At 61.0% G+C, this 22,255-nt stretch carries 19 protein-coding genes; 11 read left to right on the forward strand and 8 right to left on the reverse strand.

The features are described from left to right. Positions 1-70: 70 nt before the first annotated feature. A complete protein-coding gene (locus tag ASG55_RS25590) occupies positions 71-433 on the reverse strand; it encodes a cupin domain-containing protein (RefSeq protein WP_056791593.1) in 363 nt (120 codons plus the stop codon). Positions 434-669: 236 nt separating this feature from the next. Between ASG55_RS25590 and ASG55_RS25595 the strand changes: the two genes are divergently transcribed. Together ASG55_RS25595 and ASG55_RS25600 are read left to right on the forward strand one after the other, a co-directional pair. Further along, on the forward strand, positions 670-2,163 hold the full coding sequence (locus tag ASG55_RS25595) for an aldehyde dehydrogenase (RefSeq protein WP_041476638.1): 1,494 nt from the start codon (positions 670-672) through the stop codon (positions 2,161-2,163). Positions 2,164-2,423: 260 nt separating this feature from the next. Then, positions 2,424-3,566 (forward strand): MFS transporter, encoded by a 1,143-nt coding sequence (locus ASG55_RS25600; protein ID WP_056791596.1) that lies wholly within the window; start codon positions 2,424-2,426, stop codon positions 3,564-3,566. A gap of 87 nt (positions 3,567-3,653) precedes the next feature. Here ASG55_RS25600 and ASG55_RS25605 read toward each other — a convergent pair whose 3' ends face one another. Next, positions 3,654-5,222, reverse strand: coding sequence for a phospholipase D family protein (locus tag ASG55_RS25605; protein WP_056791599.1), 1,569 nt, complete (start codon positions 5,220-5,222; stop codon positions 3,654-3,656). Between the two features lie 61 nt (positions 5,223-5,283). Further along, the gene (locus ASG55_RS25610) at positions 5,284-6,705 is read right to left on the reverse strand and encodes an aminotransferase-like domain-containing protein (protein WP_056791601.1); all 1,422 of its coding nucleotides are present in this window, start codon (positions 6,703-6,705) and stop codon (positions 5,284-5,286) included. A gap of 175 nt (positions 6,706-6,880) precedes the next feature. Between ASG55_RS25610 and ASG55_RS25615 the strand changes: the two genes are divergently transcribed. After that, positions 6,881-7,123, forward strand: coding sequence for a DUF1127 domain-containing protein (locus ASG55_RS25615; protein ID WP_041476642.1), 243 nt, complete (start codon positions 6,881-6,883; stop codon positions 7,121-7,123). Between the two features lie 47 nt (positions 7,124-7,170). On the opposite strand, the gene ASG55_RS25620 is transcribed toward ASG55_RS25615, so the two are convergent. Further along, the gene (locus ASG55_RS25620; protein ID WP_056791604.1) at positions 7,171-8,481 is read right to left on the reverse strand and encodes an NAD(P)/FAD-dependent oxidoreductase; all 1,311 of its coding nucleotides are present in this window, start codon (positions 8,479-8,481) and stop codon (positions 7,171-7,173) included. Between the two features lie 146 nt (positions 8,482-8,627). On the opposite strand from ASG55_RS25620, the gene ASG55_RS25625 reads away from it, so the two are divergent. Further along, a complete protein-coding gene (locus ASG55_RS25625; protein ID WP_041476668.1) occupies positions 8,628-8,981 on the forward strand; it encodes a YkgJ family cysteine cluster protein in 354 nt (117 codons plus the stop codon). A 113-nt stretch (positions 8,982-9,094) separates the two neighbouring features. Here the strand turns inward: ASG55_RS25625 and ASG55_RS25630 are convergent, their stop codons facing one another. Continuing rightward, on the reverse strand, positions 9,095-9,583 hold the full coding sequence (locus ASG55_RS25630; protein WP_010465173.1) for an Lrp/AsnC ligand binding domain-containing protein: 489 nt from the start codon (positions 9,581-9,583) through the stop codon (positions 9,095-9,097). A 153-nt stretch (positions 9,584-9,736) separates the two neighbouring features. On the opposite strand from ASG55_RS25630, the gene dadA reads away from it, so the two are divergent. The 6 genes from dadA (at position 9,737) to ASG55_RS25660 (ending at position 15,858) form a co-directional block, all read left to right on the forward strand. Further along, entirely contained in the window at positions 9,737-11,041 is a 1,305-nt protein-coding gene (gene dadA, locus ASG55_RS25635) for a D-amino acid dehydrogenase (protein ID WP_056791607.1), read from the forward strand. After that, the gene (locus ASG55_RS25640) at positions 11,013-11,366 is read left to right on the forward strand and encodes a RidA family protein (RefSeq protein ID WP_041476645.1); all 354 of its coding nucleotides are present in this window, start codon (positions 11,013-11,015) and stop codon (positions 11,364-11,366) included. Before dadA ends, ASG55_RS25640 begins: the two co-directional genes overlap by 29 nt. Positions 11,367-11,459: 93 nt before the next feature. Further along, positions 11,460-12,533: an alanine racemase gene (gene alr / locus ASG55_RS25645; RefSeq protein WP_056791718.1), complete on the forward strand. Its 1,074-nt coding sequence runs from the start codon at positions 11,460-11,462 to the stop codon at positions 12,531-12,533. 88 nt (positions 12,534-12,621) lie between these two features. Further along, a complete protein-coding gene (locus ASG55_RS25650; RefSeq protein ID WP_016772566.1) occupies positions 12,622-13,170 on the forward strand; it encodes a cupin domain-containing protein in 549 nt (182 codons plus the stop codon). A gap of 181 nt (positions 13,171-13,351) precedes the next feature. Then, on the forward strand, positions 13,352-13,765 hold the full coding sequence (locus ASG55_RS25655; protein ID WP_039757383.1) for a c-type cytochrome: 414 nt from the start codon (positions 13,352-13,354) through the stop codon (positions 13,763-13,765). A gap of 170 nt (positions 13,766-13,935) precedes the next feature. Then, positions 13,936-15,858, forward strand: a complete 1,923-nt coding sequence (locus ASG55_RS25660; RefSeq protein WP_056791610.1) for an acetyl-CoA hydrolase/transferase C-terminal domain-containing protein — start codon at positions 13,936-13,938, stop codon at positions 15,856-15,858. Between the two features lie 131 nt (positions 15,859-15,989). Here the strand turns inward: ASG55_RS25660 and ASG55_RS25665 are convergent, their stop codons facing one another. Both ASG55_RS25665 and rep read right to left on the reverse strand, forming a co-directional pair. Further along, on the reverse strand, positions 15,990-16,562 hold the full coding sequence (locus ASG55_RS25665; RefSeq protein WP_016772573.1) for a xanthine phosphoribosyltransferase: 573 nt from the start codon (positions 16,560-16,562) through the stop codon (positions 15,990-15,992). A 57-nt stretch (positions 16,563-16,619) separates the two neighbouring features. Continuing rightward, positions 16,620-18,629, reverse strand: coding sequence for a DNA helicase Rep (gene rep / locus ASG55_RS25670; RefSeq protein WP_016772574.1), 2,010 nt, complete (start codon positions 18,627-18,629; stop codon positions 16,620-16,622). A gap of 272 nt (positions 18,630-18,901) precedes the next feature. Here rep and ASG55_RS25675 point away from each other — a divergent pair, with 272 nt between their 5' ends. Then, the gene (locus ASG55_RS25675; protein ID WP_056791613.1) at positions 18,902-20,575 is read left to right on the forward strand and encodes a putative bifunctional diguanylate cyclase/phosphodiesterase; all 1,674 of its coding nucleotides are present in this window, start codon (positions 18,902-18,904) and stop codon (positions 20,573-20,575) included. A gap of 128 nt (positions 20,576-20,703) precedes the next feature. Here the strand turns inward: ASG55_RS25675 and ASG55_RS25680 are convergent, their stop codons facing one another. Beyond that, positions 20,704-22,098 (reverse strand): NorM family multidrug efflux MATE transporter, encoded by a 1,395-nt coding sequence (locus ASG55_RS25680; RefSeq protein ID WP_056791616.1) that lies wholly within the window; start codon positions 22,096-22,098, stop codon positions 20,704-20,706. Positions 22,099-22,255 lie beyond the last annotated feature (157 nt).

Consider the following 22,255-nt stretch of genomic DNA (forward strand, 5'->3'; position numbering starts at 1 on the left):
ACCTGTGTCATGCACAAAACCTGTGGGAGCTGGCTTGCCAGCGATGAGGGCCGATCAGCCAGCAAACATCTCAAGCCTTCTGTTCAAAGATCACATAAACCTTGCGGCAAGCCTCCAGCACTTCCCAGGTGCCGCGAAAACCCGCCGGGATCACGAAGCGATCGCCAACGCGCAAGGTCTTGGCATTGCCATCGCTGTCACGCAATACCGAAACCCCCTGCAGAATCTCGCAGTACTCATTCTCGGTGTAATTCACCGTCCACTGGCCCACCGCGCCTTCCCACACACCAACGCCCATTTGCCCACAAGGGCTGTCGTATTGATGAAACACCGCTTGCTCAGGGTCGCCTTTGAGCACTTTCGCCGGGTCCGGGCGATAACGCTCGGCTGCGCTGCTGGCGAGGCTGATGTCGACGACGTTCTGGATGTTCATTGTTGTTTTCTCCGTTAATGACGGCGCGTTGGCTGGAATGGGCCAAAGTCTATGTTTATTAAAATGAACACCGCAAGGCCGTATGGCCAGCTTATGTCAAATATATTGAAACAAACCCGGTCGCTGGTTTAGGGTGGCGGGTGCCTCGGGCCGAAAGTGCAGGCTGGCCGGGCAGAATTCTTGAACAGCGCCGCAGCGCTTGCGGTGCTCGTATTCAATAAGAGGAGGACACCCGAATGACCACCCTGACTCGTGCCGACTGGGAACAACGCGCCCGCGATCTGAAAATCGAAGGCCGCGCCTTCTTGAATGGCGAATACACCGACGCCGTTTCCGGCGAAACCTTCGAATGCATCAGCCCGGTCGATGGCCGCTTGCTCGGCAAGATCGCCAGCTGCGACGCCGCCGATGCTGACCGTGCTGTAGAAAACGCCCGCGCCACCTTCAACTCCGGCGTCTGGTCGCGCCTGGCGCCGACCAAACGCAAAGCCACCATGATCCGCTTCGCCAGCCTGCTGAAACAGCACGCCGAAGAACTCGCGCTGCTGGAAACCCTCGACATGGGCAAGCCGATCAGCGATTCGCTGTACATCGACGTGCCGGGTGCGGCGCAGGCGCTGAGCTGGAGCGGTGAAGCGATCGACAAGATCTACGACGAAGTCGCCGCGACCCCACATGATCAACTGGGCCTGGTGACTCGCGAGCCGGTGGGCGTGGTCGGCGCTATCGTGCCGTGGAACTTCCCGCTGATGATGGCTTGCTGGAAACTCGGCCCGGCGCTGTCGACCGGCAACTCGGTGATCCTCAAGCCGTCGGAAAAATCGCCGCTGACCGCCATCCGTATCGCTGCGCTGGCCATTGAAGCCGGGATTCCGAAAGGCGTGCTCAATGTGCTGCCGGGCTATGGCCACACCGTCGGCAAGGCGCTGGGTCTGCACAATGACGTCGACACGCTGGTCTTCACCGGCTCGACCAAGATCGCCAAGCAACTGATGGTCTACGCCGGCGAATCGAACATGAAGCGCGTCTGGCTGGAGGCCGGCGGCAAGAGCCCGAACATCGTCTTCGCCGATGCGCCGGATCTGCAGGCCGCCGCTGAATCCGCCGCCAGCGCCATCGCCTTCAACCAGGGCGAAGTCTGCACCGCCGGTTCGCGTCTGCTGGTCGAGCGCTCGATCAAGGACAAATTCCTGCCGATGGTGATCGAGGCGCTGAAAACCTGGAAGCCGGGCAATCCGCTGGACCCGGCGACCAACGTCGGTGCGCTGGTCGATACCCAGCAGATGAACACTGTGCTGTCGTACATCGAATCCGGCCATAGCGATGGCGCCAAACTGGTCGCCGGCGGCAAGCGCATCCTCCAGGAGACCGGTGGCACTTACGTCGAGCCAACCATTTTCGATGGTGTGAGCAATGCGATGAAGATTGCTCAGGAAGAGATTTTCGGCCCAGTGTTGTCGGTGATCGCTTTCGACAGCGCCGAAGAAGCCATCCAGATTGCCAACGACACGCCATACGGTCTGGCCGCAGCGGTGTGGACCCAGGACATCTCCAAGGCGCACCTGACCGCCAAGGCTTTGCGCGCCGGTAGCGTGTGGGTCAACCAGTACGATGGCGGCGACATGACCGCGCCGTTCGGTGGCTTCAAGCAGTCGGGCAACGGTCGCGACAAATCGCTGCACGCCTTCGACAAGTACACCGAGCTGAAGGCGACGTGGATCAAGCTGTAAGGCGTTAGCGAGCCCGGTCACTCCGGGCTTCCTGACCAAACAGAGATCCGCTGTGGGAGCGAGCCTCTGTGGTGAGGGGATTTATCCCCGTTCGGCTGCGAAGTAGTCGCTAAACCATTGCACGCGGTGTACCTGGTACATCGTGGTTGCAGGTTTTGGGGCCGCTGCGCGACCCAACGGGGATAAATCCCCTCGCCACAGGGGCTCGCTCCCACAGTGATTTTGTGGTGCATATAAAAATATCCACAGGAGCGTGGAACATGCGGTGGGCGACGTATTTCGCCGTGTTGGCGTCTGTCTTGAGTGTCGGCCTGGCCCTGGGGGTCAGCATGCCGCTGGTGTCGTTGCGTCTGGAAGGCTGGGGCTACGGCTCGTTCGCCATCGGTGTGATGGCAGCCATGCCGGCAATAGGCGTGCTGCTGGGGGCGAAGGTTTCCAGCCATCTCGCCGCGTATTTCGGCACGGCGAACCTGATGCGCCTGTGCCTGTGGGCCGGGGCATTGTCGATCGGCCTGCTGGCGCTGCTGCCGAGTTATCCGATCTGGTTGCTGCTGCGGTTGCTGATCGGTGTGATCCTGACCATCGTGTTCATCCTCGGCGAGAGCTGGATTAATCAGCTGGTGGTCGAGCAGTGGCGCGGGCGTCTGGTGGCGCTGTATGGCAGCAGCTATGCGCTGAGCCAGCTGTCCGGTCCGTTGCTGCTGGGTGCGCTGGGTACCGAGCATGATTACGGTTTCTGGGTCGGGGCCGGTCTGCTGACGCTCTCGCCTTTCCTGCTGCTGGGGCGCAGCGGCGCGCCGAGCAGCGAGGCCAACAGCGTCACGTTTGGTGATCTGTGGGGCTTCGCCCGTGAGCTGCCGGCGATTGCCTGGGCGGTGTCATTGTTCGCCGCGTTCGAAGCGATGATCCTGACGCTGCTGCCGGTGTACTGCCTGCAACAGGGGTTCACCGCCGAAATCGCGCTGGCCATGGTCAGCACCGTGGTGGTCGGCGATGCGCTGCTGCAATTGCCGATCGGCGCATTGGCCGATTACCTGTCGCGGCGCACGCTGTTTGCTGGTTGCGCTGTGGTGTTGATGCTGTCGAGTCTGGCCATTCCGATGCTGATCGACACGCTGCTGATCTGGCCGCTGTGGGTGCTGTTCGGCGCCAGTGCTGGCGGCTTGTTTACCCTGTCGCTGATTCTGATTGGCGAGCGTTATCGTGACGATGCGCTGGTGCGCGCCAATGCGCATATTGCCCAGTTGTGGGGTGTCGGTTGTCTGGTCGGGCCATTGGCGGCGGGGGCGGGGAGTCAGTGGATCAACGGGCATGCGTTGCCACTGTTGATGGCGGCGGGGGCTTTCGGGTTGGTTATCCTGTTGTTGCGCCAGGGCGCCTTCGGCAAAATCCAGACTGCTTGAGATCAAAAGATCGCAGCATCCGGCAGCTCCTACAGTTGGAAATGCGTTTGCCCTGTAGGAGCTGCCGAAGGCTGCGATCTTTGCTTTTTACAGCATCCGCTCCAGGCCGACGCTGGTGCTGAACCATGAGTTGAAGCGCCGCCACCAGCTCCCCGGTTCCTTGGTCAGGGTATGCATCTGGCCGTTGTCCTCGGTGACCCAGACGACCTTGCCGTCCTCGAGTTTCGCCTGATAACTCAAGGTTGGCGCCATGCCTTGCAGTGCCAGTGCGCGCACATGCTCGGCCAGTTCCGGGCTGTCCACCAGGACGCCGACCTCGGTGTTCCACAGCACCGAGCGCGGGTCGAAATTGAACGAGCCGATAAACGATTTGCGTCGATCAAAGATCATCGCCTTGCTGTGCAGGCTGGAATCCGAGCCGCGAAACGACTTGCTGTAGAACACGCGTGGCCCGCTGCCGTAGTTATCCCCAGGCTGGCGGCGCAACTCATAGAGTTTCACCCCGTGTTCAAGCAACGCCTTGCGATAGGGCGCGTAACCGCCATGCACCGCCGGCACGTCGGTAGCCTCCAGCGAATTGGTCAGCAGACTTACGGAGACCCCGGCATCGGCGCGCCCAGTCAGGTAAACCAGCCCCGGCTGACCCGGCACGAAGTAGGCGGAAATCATGATCAGCTCTTTGCTGACGCCGGTCAGTTCCGGCGCCAGTTGCGTGGTCAGCAGCAGATGCGGATCGGGTTCGCCCTTGGCCAGGACCTTGCTCGGCGCATCCCACAAGGCCTGGTTCCAGGCCCAGATCAGCTCTCTGCGCCAGATGTCCATGCGCGGGTCGGTAGTGAATTTCATCAACTGTTGATAGAGCGCGTGGTTCTGCTTGCGGGTTTCTTCCAGCGATTCTTCCAGGCGCGTGCGCGTGTTTTGCAGGTCGACGGCGGTCGGTTGGTTGGAGAGGAATTCGTCGATCGGCTTGCTCAGCGCGCTGTTCCAGTACTGGTCGAAACTGTGTCCGAGCTGCTCGGCCACCGGGCCGATGCTGAGCATGTCGATGTCGGTGAAATTCAGGTTGGCTTCGGCGTCGAAATATTCATCGCCCAGATTGCGCCCGCCGACGATGGCCGCGCTGTTGTCCGCCAGCCACAACTTGTTGTGCATGCGCCGGTGCTGCACGGACAGATTGAACAGTCGCCCGGCCGCGCGTGTTACGCCGGTGCTGCGTCCCAGGTGCAACGGATTGAACAAACGAATCTGGATCTGCGGATGTGCCGCAAGGGTCGCGATGATCTGGTCGAGGCCGTCGCTGGTGGTGTCGTCGAGCAGGATGCGCACGCGCACGCCACGGTCGGCCGCCTTCAACACTTCCTCCACCAGCATCCGCGTGCTGATGCCGTCGTGGACGATGTAGTACTGCAAATCGAGGCTGACCTGGGCGTGACGAATCAGCTCGGCCCTGGCAGTAAACGCCTCGCCGCTGTCGGAGAGCAGGCGAAACCCTGACTGCCCCTTGTAGGGCGCGGCCTGCGCCTGGATCGAACGGCCGAAGCTGGATTGCGAAGCTGGCAAAGCCTGGCTCGGTTCGCGCGGTACATCAAGGCTGGCGCAGCCGCTGAGGAACGAGGCGAGTATCAGTAAAGCGAGTAAGGGCTGTCTGAAGCTCACGTAGGGTCGTTCCGGTTGGCGGCTGAGGTCGGCAATTTGGACGCCGGGCGCGCAAAAAAGGTCAGTCGGTCTCAGCGAGTAATTTGATTGCCGCAGCGCCGACCTTGCGCACCGCTTCTTCGATTTGCGCTGTTGGTTTGGCAGCGTAGTTCATCCGCAAACAATTGCGGTACTTGCCCGAAGCGGAAAAGATGCTGCCGACGGCAATCTGTACGCCCTGATCGTGCAGCGCGCGATTCAGTTTCAGCGTGTCGAAACCTTCCGGCAGCTCCACCCAGAGCATGAAGCTGCCCTGCGGGCGACTGGCGCGGGTGCCGGCCGGGAAATAGCGCGTCACCCAGTCGATCATCGCGTCACGATTGCGTTGGTACTGCATGCGCATACGCCGCAAGTGCGGCTCGAAATGGCCGGCCTTGATGAATTCGGCGATGGCGATCTGCGGTTGTGGCGCGGTGGAGCCGGTGCTGATGTATTTCATGTGCAGCACTCGCTCCAGATATCGGCCCGGCGCCACCCAGCCGATGCGCAGCCCTGGCGCCAGGGTCTTGGAGAACGAGCTGCAGAGCAACACGCGGCCGTCTTCGTCGAAGGATTTGATCGTACGCGGGCGCGGGTAGGTATAGGCCAGCTCGCCATACACATCATCTTCGATGATCGCCACGTCGAAACGCTGGGCGAGCGTCAACAACACGCGTTTGCGCGACTCGGGCATGACGTAGCCGAGCGGGTTGTTGCAGTTTGGGGTGAGCTGAATGGCTTTGATCGGCCACTGCTCCAGCGCCAGCTCCAGGGCGTCGAGGCTGATCCCGGTGAGCGGGTCGGTGGGGATTTCCAGGGCTTTCATGCCCAGGCCTTTGAGGGTCTGCATGGCGCCGTGAAAACTCGGCGAGTCCACCGCGACGATGTCGCCCGGCTCGCAGATCGCATGGATGCTGGTGGACAGCGCTTCGTGGCAGCCAGTGGTGATCACCAGATCGCTGGCGCTCAACTGACAGCCGGAATCGAGCATCAGCCGTGCGATCTGTTCGCGCAGTTCGAGGTTGCCGTGGATGTTGTCGTAATACAGACCAGGCATGTCCTGCCGGCGGCTGATTCGCGCCAGCCCGCGCAGCAGCGGCTTCATGGTAGGTGAGCCAACATCGGGCATGCCACGTCCCAATTGCACGACGTCCTTGCGCGGTACGGCGCGGATCAATTCCAGCACCTGATCCCATTGCGAAATCTCTACCGGCCGTTGCGCGGGGCGGCCTACTGCGGGCAGCTCCGGCAACTCGCGTCCGACGGGGACAAAATAGCCGGACTTGGGTTTTGGCGTGGCCAGACCGCTGTCTTCTAGCACGCGATACGCCTGCTGCACCGTGCTCAGACTGACTCCGTGTTCGACGCTCAAGGCACGCACCGACGGCAAGCGGTCGCCGGGACGATAGAAGCCTTGTTCGATGCGGGTGCCGAGCAATTCGGCGAGGTTTACATACAGAGTCATGGTGGCCTCGGTGCGACTTGGTGAAAACCAGTACAGATGCGGCAAAAATCAGTCATTCAGTCGATGAATCGGCAAATCTGTATGGAGTTAATACTGGTTCTTTGAGTCTGTAATGGTCTTGCTCGCCCGCGCATCATGGAATCTCTGGCTACCCAAGTAAACAGGAGCAACGAAAATGAACGGCTTGAGCGATGTGCGGCTGACGTTACACAGTCAGGAACTGGCGGCAGGGCAAAAGGACAACGCGCGCAATCTGCTGCGTAACGCGCCGTCCGGCCTCAGTCGCTGGGATCTTTTCTGGCATCGTCTGCACACGCGCAAGGCATTGCTCGGCCTGACACCGGAGCAGCTCAAGGATGTCGGGTTGACGCGGGAGCAGGCAAGGGAGGAGGGGTTGAAGCCGTTCTGGCGGATATGAATACCGCAGAGCGTTCCCATGCTCTGCGTGGGAACGATCCTGATTCGTCAGACCAACTCTTTCAGCCGATGCCACAACATCCCCAACGCCAACAACGGCGAGCGCAAATGCTTGCCGCCCGGGAAGGTGATGTGCGGCACCTTGGCGAACAGATCAAAGCCACCGCTGTGCTGCGCGCTGATTGCTTCGGCAAGCAGCTTGCCGGCCAGGTGTGTGGCATTCACCCCATGCCCGGAGTAGGCCTGGGCGAAATACACGTTCGGCTGCTCGGCGAGCCGGCCAATCTGCGGCAGGCGGTTGGCGCCGATGCCGATCATTCCGCCCCACTGATAATCGACTTTCACCCCGGCCAGTTGCGGAAACACTTCAAGCATCTTCGGCTGCATATAGGCGCCGATGTCTTTCGGATCGCGTCCCGAGTAATGACACGCGCCGCCGAACAGCAAACGTCGATCCGCCGAGAGCCGGTAGTAATCCAGCGCTACCCGCTGGTCGCAGACCGCCATGTTCTGCGGCAGCAGGTTGTGCGCCTGCTCTGCGCTCAGCGGTTCGGTGGCGATGATGTAGCTGCCGGCGGGCAGGACCTTGCCGCTCAGTTGCGGGTTCAAGTCATTGAGATAGGCATTGCAGCCCAGCACCAGGGTCTTCGCCCGCACCGAGCCCTGCGCCGTGTGCACCTTCACTTCGGGGCCGTAATCGATGCGCGTCACTGCCGATTGCTCGAACAATTGCACGCCCAGTTGCTGCGCCGCTGCCGCTTCGCCCAGCGCCAGATTCAGCGGGTGCAGATGCCCGGAGCCCATGTCGATCAAGCCGCCGACATAGCGTTTGGAGCCGACCACAGTGTGCATTTCACTGGCCTGCAACAGACGGGTTTCGTAGCGATAACCCAGGCTGCGGAGTTCTTCGGCATCTTCGGCGAAACCGTCGAGATCGGAAGGTTTGTTGGCAAGATCGCAGTAGCCCCAGGTCAGGTCGCAGGCAATGCCGAAACGCTCGACGCGCCGGCGGACAATCTCCACCGCTTCCAGGCCCATGAGTTTCATCTCGCGCACGCCCTCGGCACCGATGACATTGGCGAACTGGTCAAGGCCGTGACCGACACCGCGAATCAACTGCCCGCCGTTGCGACCGCTGGCGCCCCAGCCGATCCGGTGCGCTTCCAGCAACACTACGCTGAAACCGCGTTCGGCCAGTTCCAGCGCCGTGTTCAACCCGGAAAAGCCACCGCCGACCACGCAGACATCCGCCACCACCTCGCCTTGCAGCACGGGATGGTCAGGCTGCTGCAGGCTGCTGGCGGCGTAATAAGAGGCAACGTGGGGTTGGCTCGCGGTGGTCGGGGCGCGGGCGGTCATGGGCATCATCCAACGGCTGAGTGTCGAGAAAATTTGACGGAGCATAAGCCGCGCGCCCGAACGTGGGCAACATCGGTCGGCCTGCGGTGTCTGGATCCGGACTTTTGCGGCACAATCATCAGCCCGCCACTTTGGTCACCGTTTCGATGAGCTGCAACAGTCAGAAAATCCGCACCCTGCGTCAGCAGATCCCCACGTTCGACTGCGTGCCGGGCTGCCACGACTGCTGCGGCCCGGTGACCACGTCGCCCGAGGAAATGGCCCGGCTGCCGCGCAAATCCCGCGCCGAGCAGGATGCCGCGCTGGAAGAACTCAACTGTGTGCACCTGGGGCCGAATGGCTGCACGGTGTATGAAGAGCGGCCGCTGATCTGTCGATTGTTTGGTACGACCAAGACCCTGCCGTGCCCGAACGAGCGGCGGCCGGTGGAGTTGATACATCCACGGGTCGAGAAGCAGATTTTCGAGTACATGGCGGCGAATCGGCAGGTGTTGGTTTAGCCGTTGCGTTCAGTTCAGACCGAGTCGACTTCTTCGCGAGCAGGCTCGCTCCCACAGGAGATTGCATTTCAAATGTGGGAGCGAGCCTGCTCGCGAAGGGGACGCCGCCGATTTCAGTCCGGAATCGGCAGGCAAAGGCTCTCTTTCACCTCTTCCATGACGATATAGCTCTTCGATTCACGCACATGTGGCAGCTTCAACAGAATGTCGCCGAGCAGTTTGCGGTACGAGGCCATCTCGGAAATCCGCGCTTTCACCAGATAATCGAAATCCCCTGACACCAAATGACACTCCAGCACATGCGGCAGCTTCAGCACCGCGCGTCTGAATTCTTCGAATGTGTCGCCGGATTTGTAGTCGAGGCTGATCTCGACAAACACCAGCAAGCTACCCTTCAAGTGCTGCGGATTGAGCCGGGCGTTGTAGCCCATGATGATCCCCTCGCGCTCCAGGCGCCGCACGCGCTCGGTGCAGGGCGTGGTCGAGAGACCGACCTTTTCCCCGAGTTCGGTAAAGGAAATCCGCCCGTCCGCCTGGAGGATGCGCAGGATGTTGCGGTCGATCTTGTCCAGCTCACGTTTGGTCTGAGTGTTGGTACGCATAGGGGATGCGCCTCCGTGAAAAGGGTTTTTGCCGAGAATTGTCGCCAAATATAGGCGCTTATATAGTGAAAAGCACTGGCATTTCTTTTTTACACTGCGCCCATCATTGCTCTAACAAACAGTTCGGCGAAAAGCCGCGATGAGGGATTGAAAATGCGCGTCATGGTCTTGGGTAGCGGCGTCATCGGTACCGCCAGTGCTTACTATCTGGCCCGTGCCGGGTTTGAAGTGGTGGTGGTCGACCGGCAGCCTGCTGCGGCCATGGAGACCAGTTTCGCCAACGCCGGCCAGGTCTCGCCGGGTTACGCCTCGCCCTGGGCCGCGCCGGGCGTGCCGCTCAAGGCCATCAAGTGGTTGCTGCAACGCCATGCGCCATTGGCGATCAAGGCCACCGCTGATATCGACCAATACCTGTGGATGGCGCAAATGCTGCGCAACTGCACCGCCAGCCGTTACGCGGTGAACAAGGAGCGCATGGTGCGTCTGTCCGAGTACAGCCGCGACTGCCTCGATGAATTGCGCGCCGAAACCGGTATCGCCTACGAAGGCCGCAGCCTCGGCACCACGCAGTTGTTCCGCACCCAGGCGCAACTGGATAACGCCGCCAAAGACATCGCCGTGCTGAAAGAATCCGGCGTGCCCTTTGAAGTCCTCGACCGCGCCGGCATTGCCCGCGTCGAACCGGCTCTGGCAGGCGTAACTGACATTCTCGCTGGCGCGCTGCGTCTGCCCAATGACCAGACCGGCGACTGCCAGATCTTCACCACCCGTCTCGCCGAAATGGCGCGCAAGCTCGGTGTGGAATTCCGTTTCGGCCAGGACATCCAGAGGCTCGATTACGCCGGTGACCGCATCAACGGTGTGTGGATCGACGGCAAGCTGGAAACTGCGGATCGCTACGTACTGGCGCTGGGCAGCTACTCGCCGCAGTTGCTCAAGCCGCTGGGCATCAAGGCCCCGGTGTATCCGCTCAAGGGCTACTCGCTGACCGTGCCGATCACCAATCCGGACATGGCGCCGACCTCGACCATTCTCGACGAGACCTACAAGGTCGCGATCACCCGCTTCGACAACCGCATCCGCGTCGGCGGCATGGCCGAGATCGCCGGTTTTGACCTGTCGCTGAACCCGCGTCGGCGCGAAACCCTGGAGATGATCGTCAACGACCTTTATCCTCAGGGCGGCAATCTGGCCGAAGCGAGTTTCTGGACCGGCCTGCGTCCGACCACGCCGGACGGTACGCCGATCGTTGGCGCCACGCCGTTCAAGAACCTGTTCCTCAACACCGGTCACGGTACGCTCGGCTGGACCATGGCTTGCGGTTCCGGCCGTTTGCTCGCCGACCTGATGGCGAAGAAAAAGCCGCAGATCAGCGCCGAAGGCCTCGATATTTCCCGTTACGGCAACCAGACCCAGGAGTCCGCAAAACATGTCAATCCAGCGCCAGCTCACCAATGAGCGCATGAGTCAGATCGTCAGCCACAACGGCACCGTGTATCTGGCCGGGCAGGTCGGCGACGACTTTGACGCCGGAATTGAACAGCAGACCCGCGAGGTGCTCGCCAATATCGAGCGCCTGCTCGATCTGGCCGGGACGGACAAGCAGCATCTGTTGTCGGCGACGATCTACCTGAACGACATTGAAGCGCACTTCGCCGGGATGAACGCGGTGTGGGACCAGTGGCTGCCAAAAGGCGCCGCACCGGCCCGTGCCACCGTCGAAGCGAAGATGGCCAAGCCAAGCATTCTGGTGGAGATATCCATCGTCGCCGCGCTGCCATAACGTTTTACAGATCCCTCTCCCGGTGCTGTTGACGGTTCGCGTCGTCAGTCAGCGCCGGTTTTTCTTCCCATGACCGCCCAGAAGTCTGCCGCCATGCGTCCTGCCCGTGCCCTGATCGACCTTCAAGCCCTGCGCCACAACTACCGAATTGCCCGCGAAGTCACCGGCGCCAAGGCGCTCGCCGTGATCAAGGCGGACGCCTACGGCCATGGCGCGGTACGTTGCGCCCAGGCGCTGGAAGCCGAGGCTGACGGGTTTGCGGTGGCCTGCATTGAAGAAGCACTGGAGCTGCGTTCCGCCGGGATTCGCGCACCGGTATTGCTGCTGGAAGGCTTCTTCGAAGCTGACGAGCTGGCGTTGATCGTCGAGCATGATTTCTGGTGCGTGGTGCATTCGCTGTGGCAGCTCGAAGCGATCGAACAGGCAGTCCTGAGCAAACCGATCACGGTGTGGCTCAAGCTCGATTCCGGCATGCATCGCGTCGGCCTGCATCCGAAAGATTATCCGGCGGCCTATCAACGTCTGCTGGCCAGCGGCAAAGTCGCGAAAATCGTGTTGATGAGCCACTTCGCCCGCGCTGATGAACTGCATGCGCAAAGCAGCGCCGAGCAGGTCGCGGTGTTCGAAGCGGCGCGTCAGGGTCTGGCGGCGGAAGTCAGCCTGCGCAACTCGCCAGCCGTGCTCGGTTGGCCAGAAATCCAAAGCGACTGGGTACGCCCGGGCATCATGCTCTACGGCGCGACCCCCTTCGAAGAAGTCAACGCCGTGGCCGAACGCCTGCAACCGGTGATGACCCTCGAATCGAAAGTCATCAGCGTGCGTGAATTGCCGGCCGGCGAACCGATCGGTTATGGCGCCAGATTCATCACCGACAAGCCGATGCGCATCGGCGTGGTCGCCATGGGTTACGCCGACGGTTACCCGCGTCAGGCGCCGACCGGCACGCCGGTGCTGGTGGCCGGCAAACTCAGCCGCCTGCTGGGGCGTGTGTCGATGGACATGCTCTGCATCGACCTGACCGACATACCGGAAGCGGGCCTCGGTTCCAACGTCGAACTGTGGGGCAAAAACATCCTCGCCAGCGATGTGGCGAAGTGGGCCGATACCATCCCGTATCAGATCTTCTGCAACCTGAAACGTGTGCCAAGGCTCTATTCCGAGGGTTGACGCCGCTGCGGGGGCCAAGTGTTGTAAATACTGAACGCTGTCGCCATGATAACGCTCAATATTCTTACAACATCAGGAGGCTCCCGCCTTGGACGTCGGTGAACGACTGCAATCGATCCGCAAGCTCAAAGGGCTTTCCCAGCGTGAACTCGCCAAACGCGCGGGCGTCACCAACAGCACCATTTCGATGATCGAAAAGAACAGCGTCAGCCCATCGATCAGTTCGCTGAGAAAGGTGCTCGGCGGCATTCCCATGTCGATGGTCGAGTTCTTTTCCGAAGAGATCCTGCAGGACCAGCCGACCCAGATCGTCTACAAGGCCAATGAGCTGATCGACATCTCCGACGGCGCCGTGACCATGAAACTGGTGGGCCGCGCCCACCCGAGCCGCGCCATCGCCTTCCTCAACGAAATCTATCCGCCGGGCGCCGACACTGGCGAAGAAATGCTCACCCACGAGGGCGAGGAAACCGGAATTCTGGTCGAAGGCCGCCTCGAACTGGTGGTGGGTCTGGAAACTTTTATCCTCGAAGCCGGCGACAGCTACTATTTTGAAAGTACCAAGCCGCATCGTTTCCGTAACCCGTTCGACGTGCCGGCGCGACTAATCAGCGCAGCCACGCCGGCGAATTTCTAAGCAGAAGGCGCCAAGCCAATACGGCAAAGGCCCCAGAACCGTTTTACCGATGGGCAACAAGACCCCTCTAACCATGGGGTTGTTTCAGTACAGCGGCCTACCCGCTATACTTGCGCCCGCCTGCGAACCGTGGCCGCAGGCGTGAATAGCCACCATTGAGGGTGAACGCGTGAACCTAATTATGAAAATGCTGGCCGCACCAGCAACCGTACTGGCCCTCTGGGCTGTCAGCGCTCAAGCTGCGACAAATGACGACATCGCCAAGCGCCTCGAGCCCGTCGGCCAGGTGTGTGTTCAAGGGCAGGAATGCAAAGGCATGGAGGTGGCTGCGACCGCAGGCGGTGGCGGCGGAGCAAAGGCCCCTAAAGACGTGATCGCCAAGCACTGCAACGCTTGTCACGGCACGGGCCTGCTCGGCGCGCCGAAGATCGGCGACAAGGCAGCCTGGAAGGAGCGGGCCGATCATCAGGGTGGTCTGGACGGCATCCTCGCCAAGGCCATCACCGGCATCAACGCCATGCCGCCAAAAGGCACCTGCGCCGATTGCTCCGATGAAGAGCTCAAGGGCGCGATCAAAGAGATGTCCGGTCTGTAATCAGCGCCGGCTTTGAAAAAAAACCGTCTTCGGACGGTTTTTTTGTGTCTGTGGTTTCTGGTTTCCGATTCATTCAGGCCCTGATCCCTCCAAACCAAACACTGTCCTTTGCAGCAAACTCAAGGCAATCTCGGTCTACCCCTATCAATAGAACGGGCGGGAGGCTTCAGATGGTGCAGTTGTGTTCGATCGAACAGGCGGTGGACGACGTGCTGGCGCGTTTGCCTGCGCACATCCACATGGGCCTGCCGCTGGGGTTGGGCAAGCCGAATCACTTCGTTAACGCGCTATACCGGCGCATCAAGGACCTGCCCGAGCGGCAGCTGACGATCTATACCGCGCTGTGCCTCGGTCGGCCGAATCTGGGCGATGGGTTGCAGAAGCGCTTTATCGAGCCTTTCGTCGAACGCGTGTTTGGTGATTATCCGGAGTTTGATTTTCTCGCCGATCTCCAGCATGACAGCCTGCCCGCCAACATCCGAATCCAACAGTTCTTCATGCAGCCGGGCAGTCTGCTCAACAGCGCGCCGGCGCAGCAGGATTACGTCAGCAGCAATTACAGCCATGCTGCCCGCGACATCAATGCGGCGGGCCTGAACCTTGTGGCGCAACTGCTGGCCAGCAACAGTGAGCATCCCGATCGTCTGAGCCTGAGCTGCAACCCGGACATCACCCTCGACCTGCTGCCGATGATCGCCAAGCGCCGCGAAGCGGGGGAGACCATTGTGCTGGTCGGCCAGGTCCATACGGATCTGCCGTACATGCCCGGCGATGCGGAAGTCGATATCGACACGTTTGATCTGCTGATCGACGAAAAGGACAGCAGCACGCTGTTTTCCACGCCGAATATGCCGGTGGGCTTTCAGGATCATTTCATTGGTTTGCACGCCAGTGCGCTGGTGCGCGATGGCGGTACATTGCAAATTGGTATCGGCTCGATGGGGGATGCGTTGACTGCTGCGCTACTCGCGCGGCAGGCCGATAACGCCGGCTATCAGGCGGTGCTCGATGACATCAACCTCAGCCAATGGGCGCAATTGATTCAGCGCGAGGGCGGCACCGCGCCATTTGCCAAAGGCCTCTACGGTTGCAGCGAGATGTTCGTCAACGGGCTGCTGGTTTTGGCGGATGCCGGGATCATCCGGCGCAAGGTCTATCCGGATGTGCCGACCCAAGAGCAGGCCAACGCCGGCAGCCTAGATGAAGCGGCACAGCCTGACGGTATCTGCGTCCACGGCGGCTTCTTCCTCGGCCCGCGCAGCTTTTATGAACGGCTGCGCGAGTTGCCGCAAAGCAAGCTGCTGGAATTCAACATGACCCGTATCAGCTACATCAACGAGCTGTACGGCCAGGAAGAGCTCAAGCGCTTGCAGCGCATCGATGCGCGCTTCATCAACACCGTGTTCACCATGACTCTGCTCGGCGCCGGCGTGGCTGATCAATTGGCAGACGGACGCGTGCTCAGCGGGGTTGGCGGCCAGTACAACTTTGTTGCTCAGGGCCATGCGCTGGAGGGCGCGCGATCGATGTTGATCCTGCGCAGCTGGCGCGAATCGGGCGGCGAGGTCAGTTCCAATATCGTCTGGGACTACGGCCACTGCACGATCCCGCGGCACCTGCGCGACATCGTCGTCACCGAGTACGGCATCGCCGACCTGCGCGGAAAATCCGACGCAGCGGTGATCGAAGCGCTGCTCAACATCAGCGATTCTCGCTTCCAGCCGGGACTGATCGAACAGGCGCAGAAAGTCGGCAAGCTGCCAAAGGATTTCCGTATCGATCCACGGTTTGCCGATAACACACCGCAACGCTTGCAGGCGATTGCCGCGCGACATCCGAACCTGTTTCCGGAGTATCCGCTGGGCTGTGATTTCACCGCGATCGAACGGGATCTGCTGCGGGCGCTGAACTGGCTGAAGAGCAAGTTCAAGCTGACTGAGATTCTGGAATTGGGCAAGGCAGCGCTGGATGCGCCGGAGGCCTCAACGTTCCCGGAACACCTTGAGCGGATGCAGCTGACCAATCCGGAGGGCCTGAAGGAGGACCTTTTCCAACGCCTGCTGCTCACAGGCCTCAAAGCTACCGCGCAATAACTGCCCACACCAGAACCCACTGTGGGAGCGAGCCTGCTCGCGAAAGCGGTGTGTCATTCACTCAACAGGGTGACTGACACAATGCATTCGCGAGCAGGCTCGCTCCCACAGGGGAAACTCGGTGCCGCTGGTTACTCGATGAAGGTAACGACGCCATCCTTCAGCGATTGCACCCGGGCCAGCGACTCAACGCGGTAGCCCTGCGAGTCCAGTTCGGCGCGGCCGCCCTGGAACGACTTTTCGATGACGATGCCCAGACCGGCGACGGTGGCGCCGGCCTGTTTGATGATCGAGATCAGCGCTTGCGAGGCCTTACCGTTGGCCAGGAAATCGTCGATGATCAGCACGCGGTCGCTGCTGGTCAGGTGGCGCGGGGAAATGGCCACGGTGCTTTCGGTCTTCTTGGTGAACGAGTAGACGGTCGCCGAGAGCAGGTTTTCAGTCAGGGTCAGCGACTGTTGCTTGCGGGCGAAGATCACCGGCACGCCGAGGTTCAGACCGGTCATGATCGCCGGGGCGATGCCTGAGGCCTCGATGGTGACGATCTTGGTGATCCCGGAGTCCTTGAACAGCGCGGCGAATTCGTCACCGATCAGCTTCATCAGGGCCGGGTCGATCTGGTGGTTCAGAAAAGCGTCGACTTTCAGGACCTGATCGGAAAGCACGATGCCTTCTTCGCGGATTTTTTTGTGCAGTGCTTCCACAACAGCTTCCTCTGTTGGCGCGATGGGCGCCGAAGGTAGATTAAAAAGTAGTCGATTCTAGCGCTTTAACATCGCGCGTATATCGGCCAATGCGCTATTACCACGCACGGCTTTGACTTCAGTCGGGGTGTCGTCGTTGCCTTCCCAGGCCAGATCGTCCGGCGGCAGTTCATCGAGGAAGCGGCTCGGCGCGCAGTCGATGATTTCGCCGTACTGCTTGCGCTTGGCTGCGAAGGTGAAGGCCAGGGTCTGGCGGGCGCGGGTGATGCCCACGTAGGCCAGGCGACGTTCTTCTTCGATGGTGTCGGCTTCGATGCTGGAACGGTGCGGGAGGATTTCCTCTTCCATGCCCATGATGAACACGTAGGGAAATTCCAGCCCTTTGGACGCATGCAGCGTCATCATCTGCACACCTTCGGCACCGTCCTCTTCTTCCTGCTGGCGCTCGAGCATGTCACGCAGCACCAGTTTGCCGATGGCGTCTTCGACGGTCATTTCGCCGTCTTCGTCTTTCTCGAGGGTGTTTTTCAACGCCTCGATCAGGAACCAGACGTTGCCCATGCGGTAGTCCGCCGCCTTGTCGCTGGAGCTGTTGGTGCGCAGCCAGTTCTCGTAGTCGATGTCCATGACCATGCTGCGCAGCGCCGAAATCGGATCTTCGCCGGCGCACTGCTCGCGGACCTTGTCCATGAAGCGCTTGAAGCGCGCCAGGCGATCGGTGAAGCGGCTGTCGAGATGTTCGCCCAGGCCAATTTCGTCGGTGGCGGCGTACATCGAGATCTTGCGTTCGGTAGCGTAGTTACCGAGCTTTTCCAGGGTGGTCGAGCCGATCTCGCGGCGTGGCACGTTGATCACGCGCAGGAAGGCGTTGTCGTCATCCGGATTGACGATCAGGCGGAAGTAGGCCATCAGGTCCTTCACTTCCTGACGACCGAAGAAGCTGTTGCCGCCGCTCAGGCGATACGGCACCTGGTGGTGTTGCAGCTTCAATTCGATCAGCTTGGCCTGGTAGTTACCGCGATAGAGAATCGCAAAATCGCTGTACGGGCGGTCGGTGCGCAAATGCAGGCTGAGGATTTCCATCGCCACGCGCTCGGCTTCGGCGTCCTCGTTGCGGCAGCGGATCACGCGGATCTCGTCGCCGTGGCCCATCTCGCTCCACAGCTGTTTTTCGAATTCGTGCGGGTTGTTCGAGATCAGCACGTTGGCGCAGCGCAGGATGCGGCTGGTGGAGCGGTAGTTCTGCTCCAGCATCACCACTTTCAAGGACGGATAGTCGTCCTTGAGCAGCATCAGGTTTTCCGGGCGCGCGCCACGCCAGGCATAGATCGACTGGTCGTCGTCGCCGACCACGGTGAACTGGTTGCGCTTGCCGATGAGCATCTTCACCAACAGATACTGGCTGGCGTTGGTGTCCTGGTATTCGTCGACGAGCAGGTACCGCACCTTGTTCTGCCACTTTTCGAGAATGTCGGCGTGTTCTTCGAAGAGCTTTACCGGCAGCAGGATCAGGTCATCGAAGTCCACCGCGTTGAACGCCTTGAGCGTGCGCTGGTAGTGGGTGTAGACGATCGCGGCGGTCTGTTCCTTGGGATTGCGCGCGTTTTCCAGGGCCTGGGCGGGCAGGATCAGATCGTTTTTCCAGGCGCCGATCATGTTCTTGATCTCGTCGACGCCGTCGTCGCCCGCGTATTCCTTCTGCATGATGTCGGTCATCAGGGCTTTGACGTCGGTCTCGTCGAAGATCGAGAAACCGGGTTTGTAGCCCAGCCGCGCATGTTCCTTGCGGATGATGTTCAGGCCCAGGTTGTGGAAGGTGCAGACGGTCAGGCCGCGCCCTTCGCCGGCACGCAACAGGGTGCCGACCCGCTCTTTCATTTCGCGCGCGGCCTTGTTGGTAAAGGTCATGGCGACGATGTACTGGGCGCGGATGCCGCAGTTCTGGATCAGGTGCGCGATCTTGCGCGTGATCACGCTGGTCTTGCCGGAGCCAGCACCGGCGAGCACCAATAGAGGGCCGCCGACGTAGTTCACGGCTTCTTGCTGCCGGGGATTGAGTCGGGACATACGAAAATTCGGGAGTCGTTGACGAAATGGGCCGGCATTTTAACAGGCTCAGCGATTTGTGCTGCTCTGTCCGACTTGTGACGCAACACGCGATTCAAATTTGCCGGTTTTGTTACTTTCACGCAGGATACGCGGGGATTTTGCGGCTAATGTTCTCATTCGTGACACAAAATAACGTTTCGATGCCGTTGTCATCAGACAACGCATTGGTCATTGTTCAGCACACCGGCATAATGCCCCGCCTACATCATTGCAGAGTCTAGGGAGTCAGCTTGTCTACGCCTGTCGAACCCTTGCGTTTGCTGCTACTGGCCGAAGAGCCAGCGTGGACAGCGTTGTTGCGTGAGTGTCTGGCTCCGATGGGGAGCGCGGCGGTGCTGATCAGTGCGCCGAACTGGGATTCGGTCAGCCGCCTGTTCGAGGACAACCGCCACGCGGTACTGCTGACCCTGCCAGCGTTGCAACCGCCGCCCGGGCGTTGCAGCCTGCCGACCGTTCTGCTGCTGGAGCACGAACCGGCCACTGCGCCGGTCGGTGTCAGCGACTGGCTGGTGTTCGACGCTCTCGACGCCGGCATGCTCCAGCGCTGCCTGCGCCATGTGCGCGAGCGCGGCGTGCTGGAAAACACTCTTCAGCGCCTCGCCGAACAGGACCCGCTGACTGGCATCGCCAATCGCCAGGGCTTTCAGACCCTGCTTACTGCGCGTCTTGCCGAGGGCGACGGGCGCGGTCTCGCCCTCGGCCATCTTGATCTCGACAATTTTCGCCATGCCAACGACGCCCTCGGGCATCAGGCCGGCGATCGCTTGATCCTGCAAGTCGTCGCGCGGCTGAAAAGTCAGCTGGAGGCCGGCGATCAACTGGCACGGCTGGGCAGCGATGAATTCGCTCTGCTGATCGATACCCGCCGCGCGCCGCAACGCGCCGAGTGGATGGCCGAACGCATCACTGAGGCGTTGGCCGAACCTTATTGGGTCGACGGCGAGAGCCTGCTGATCGGCTCCAGCCTTGGCATCGCCCATGCCCGCGCCAATGGCGGTGCCGATCCACTGATGTGGCACGCGCACATCGCCATGCAGCAGGCCAAGAGCACACAGGGCTGCACCTTTCATATCTTCAACGAACGCATCAATCGCAACGCACGAAGCATGGCCGACCTCGAAAGCGAACTGCGCCGGGCTTTGCGCCGCGATGAGCTGGAACTGCATTACCAGCCACGCCTGAATCTTGAAGACGGCCAGATTGTCGGCCTCGAAGCGCTGGTGCGCTGGCGTCATGGCGAGCGCGGTCTGTTGCCACCGAGCGAGTTCGTCCCGCTGGCCGAGCAGAGCGGTCTGATCGTGCCATTGGGTTACTGGGTGATTTCTCGCGCCTTGCGCGATATGCAGGCTTTGCGCGAGCAGGGTCTGCCGGCGCTGCACATGGCGATCAACCTGTCGTTCCGACAGTTTCAGGACAGCCAGTTGCTGCCGACACTCAGCCGTCTGATTGCCGAGCGCGGCGTCGAGGCGCAGTGGCTGGAATTCGAACTGACCGAAACCGCGGTAATGCGGCGCAGCGATCTGGTCAAACAGACCATGGATGCGCTCGGCCGCCTCGGTGTGCGCTTCTCCCTGGACGATTTCGGCACCGGGTTTTCGTCGTTCGTGCACCTCAACAGCCTGCCCATCACCTTGCTGAAGATCGACAAGAGTTTTGTCGGCGGCATGGAACAGCGCGAAGAGAACCGCAAACTGGTGCACGCGATGATCAACCTCGCGCACAACCTGCATCTGGAAGTGGTCGCCGAGGGCGTCGAGACGCCGGAGCAACTGGAGTTGTTGCGCGGGTTCGGCTGCGATCAGGTGCAGGGTTATCTGATCAGCCGACCGTTGCCGCTGGATGAGTTGGTGGAATATCTGACGTCTGGATCGAACCAGCAGCCGGCCCTGGAAATCGTCGGTTGATCACAATTGTTGCGGCCGGCGCAAATCCCCGTGGGAGCGAGCCTGCTCGCGAAGGCGTTATGTCAGCTGAATGATCTGGGCCTGACACTCGGTCTTCGCGAGCAGGCTCGCTCCCACAAAGGAAACCCTCATTCGGCCTGGGGGATGTTGAAACCTTGAGCTTGCGGCTCGCGCCGAATCATCCGCTGCATCTTCCATTCGAATGCCAGCGTCAAACTCACCGCCGCACACGCCAGGCCCAGCGCCAATCCCCACCAGACGCCCGTCGGCCCCCAGTTCAAATGGAACGCCATCCACCACGCCGCCGGTGCGCCAATCAGCCAATAGCAAGCGAGCCCCACGAGAAACGTAGTCTTGGCATCCTTGAGCCCACGAATACAGCCCATGGCAATCGTCTGCGTGCCGTCGAACAGCTCGAACCACGCCGCTACTGCCAGCAGGCTCACCGCCAGACGGATCACCTCGGCAAACGCCGGATCGTTGTGGTCGAGGAACAGGCCGACCAACTGGTTCGGCCACAGCCAGAACACCAGGGCGAAGCCGAGCATCACCACGGCGCCGAAAGCGATACCGACACGCCCGGACATCCGTGCATCGACCAGTTGCCCGGCGCCGTAGTGCTGGCCGACGCGCATGGTGATGGCATAGGACATCCCGGCCGGGACCATGAAGGCCACCGACACGATCTGCAGGGCGATCTGATGCGCACCCATTTGCGTACTGCCCATGGTGCCCATGCACAACGCGGCAAAGGCAAACAGCCCGACTTCCACCGCATAGGTGCCGCCAATTGGCAGGCCCAGGCGCCAGAGTTCTTTCAGGTATTGCCGGTTCGGCCGCGACAGACCGGCGCGCAACGGATAAGCGTCATAAGCCGGATGCCGACGGATATGCCAGGCCAGCGCCAGTGCCATGCAGTTGGCGACAATCGCCGTGACCAGACCGATGCCGGTCAGACCCAGTTGCGGCAGGCCGAACATGCCGGTGATCAGCGCGTAGTTGAGCAGGAAGTTGGCCACCGTGCCGGCGAGGCTGATGACCATCACTGGCGTCGCCCGGCCGATTGCACTGGTAAAGCCGCGCAGCGCCATGAAGCTCAGATAACCGGGCAGGGCGAAGGGCAGGGCGATGAGGAATTGTCCGGCGGCGTTGACGTTGGTTTCGGTCTGGCCGAACAGTAGCAACACCGGTTTGAGGTTCCACAACAGCAGCCCGGCGCCGAGGGCCATCAGCCACGCCAGCCACAACCCGGCCTGCGTCAGCCTCGCCGCGCCGATGATGTCGCCGGCACCCTGTCGAATCGCCACCAGTGTGCCGACCGCTGCAATCACGCCGATGCAGAAAATCGACACGAACGAGTAGCTCGCCGCACCGAGGCCGCCACCGGCCAGCGCTTCGGGACTGAGGCGCGCCATCATCAGGGTGTCGGTGAGCACCATCAGCATGTGCGCCAACTGCGAAGCAATCAGCGGCCCCGCAAGCCGCAGAATGGCCCAGAGTTCGGTACGCACAGGATGCTGCATAGTCATCACCACCCAAATATCAGAGGAAGCAGAAGAGCGTCGATTCTCGGCGCTTGGCAGGCTTTGCACAAAGGGATAAAAAGGATGGGTGGCATGATTAATACTCATCCTGAAACGTACCCGCCGGATTGGCTATATCCGCGCTACTGGAGCTTTT

The sequence above is a fragment of the Pseudomonas sp. Leaf434 genome (assembly GCF_001425545.1).
Classification (GTDB): Bacteria; Pseudomonadota; Gammaproteobacteria; order Pseudomonadales; family Pseudomonadaceae; genus Aquipseudomonas; species Aquipseudomonas siliginis.

What these genes read in the sequence shown, in the direction of transcription:
- dadA (WP_056791607.1), top strand. Translation starts at nt 9,737, where the DNA reads ATGCGCGTCATGGTCTTGGGTAGCGGCGTCATCGGTACCGCCAGTGCT.
- ASG55_RS25655 (WP_039757383.1), top strand. Translation starts at nt 13,352, where the DNA reads ATGAAAATGCTGGCCGCACCAGCAACCGTACTGGCCCTCTGGGCTGTC.
- ASG55_RS25600 (WP_056791596.1), top strand. Translation starts at nt 2,424, where the DNA reads ATGCGGTGGGCGACGTATTTCGCCGTGTTGGCGTCTGTCTTGAGTGTC.
- ASG55_RS25610 (WP_056791601.1), bottom strand. Translation starts at nt 6,705, where the DNA reads ATGACTCTGTATGTAAACCTCGCCGAATTGCTCGGCACCCGCATCGAA.
- ASG55_RS25630 (WP_010465173.1), bottom strand. Translation starts at nt 9,583, where the DNA reads ATGCGTACCAACACTCAGACCAAACGTGAGCTGGACAAGATCGACCGC.
- ASG55_RS25595 (WP_041476638.1), top strand. Translation starts at nt 670, where the DNA reads ATGACCACCCTGACTCGTGCCGACTGGGAACAACGCGCCCGCGATCTG.
- alr (WP_056791718.1), top strand. Translation starts at nt 11,460, where the DNA reads ATGCGTCCTGCCCGTGCCCTGATCGACCTTCAAGCCCTGCGCCACAAC.
- ASG55_RS25620 (WP_056791604.1), bottom strand. Translation starts at nt 8,481, where the DNA reads ATGACCGCCCGCGCCCCGACCACCGCGAGCCAACCCCACGTTGCCTCT.
- ASG55_RS25615 (WP_041476642.1), top strand. Translation starts at nt 6,881, where the DNA reads ATGAACGGCTTGAGCGATGTGCGGCTGACGTTACACAGTCAGGAACTG.
- ASG55_RS25590 (WP_056791593.1), bottom strand. Translation starts at nt 433, where the DNA reads ATGAACATCCAGAACGTCGTCGACATCAGCCTCGCCAGCAGCGCAGCC.
- ASG55_RS25680 (WP_056791616.1), bottom strand. Translation starts at nt 22,098, where the DNA reads ATGCAGCATCCTGTGCGTACCGAACTCTGGGCCATTCTGCGGCTTGCG.
- ASG55_RS25625 (WP_041476668.1), top strand. Translation starts at nt 8,628, where the DNA reads ATGAGCTGCAACAGTCAGAAAATCCGCACCCTGCGTCAGCAGATCCCC.
- rep (WP_016772574.1), bottom strand. Translation starts at nt 18,629, where the DNA reads ATGTCCCGACTCAATCCCCGGCAGCAAGAAGCCGTGAACTACGTCGGC.
- ASG55_RS25640 (WP_041476645.1), top strand. Translation starts at nt 11,013, where the DNA reads ATGTCAATCCAGCGCCAGCTCACCAATGAGCGCATGAGTCAGATCGTC.
- ASG55_RS25660 (WP_056791610.1), top strand. Translation starts at nt 13,936, where the DNA reads ATGGTGCAGTTGTGTTCGATCGAACAGGCGGTGGACGACGTGCTGGCG.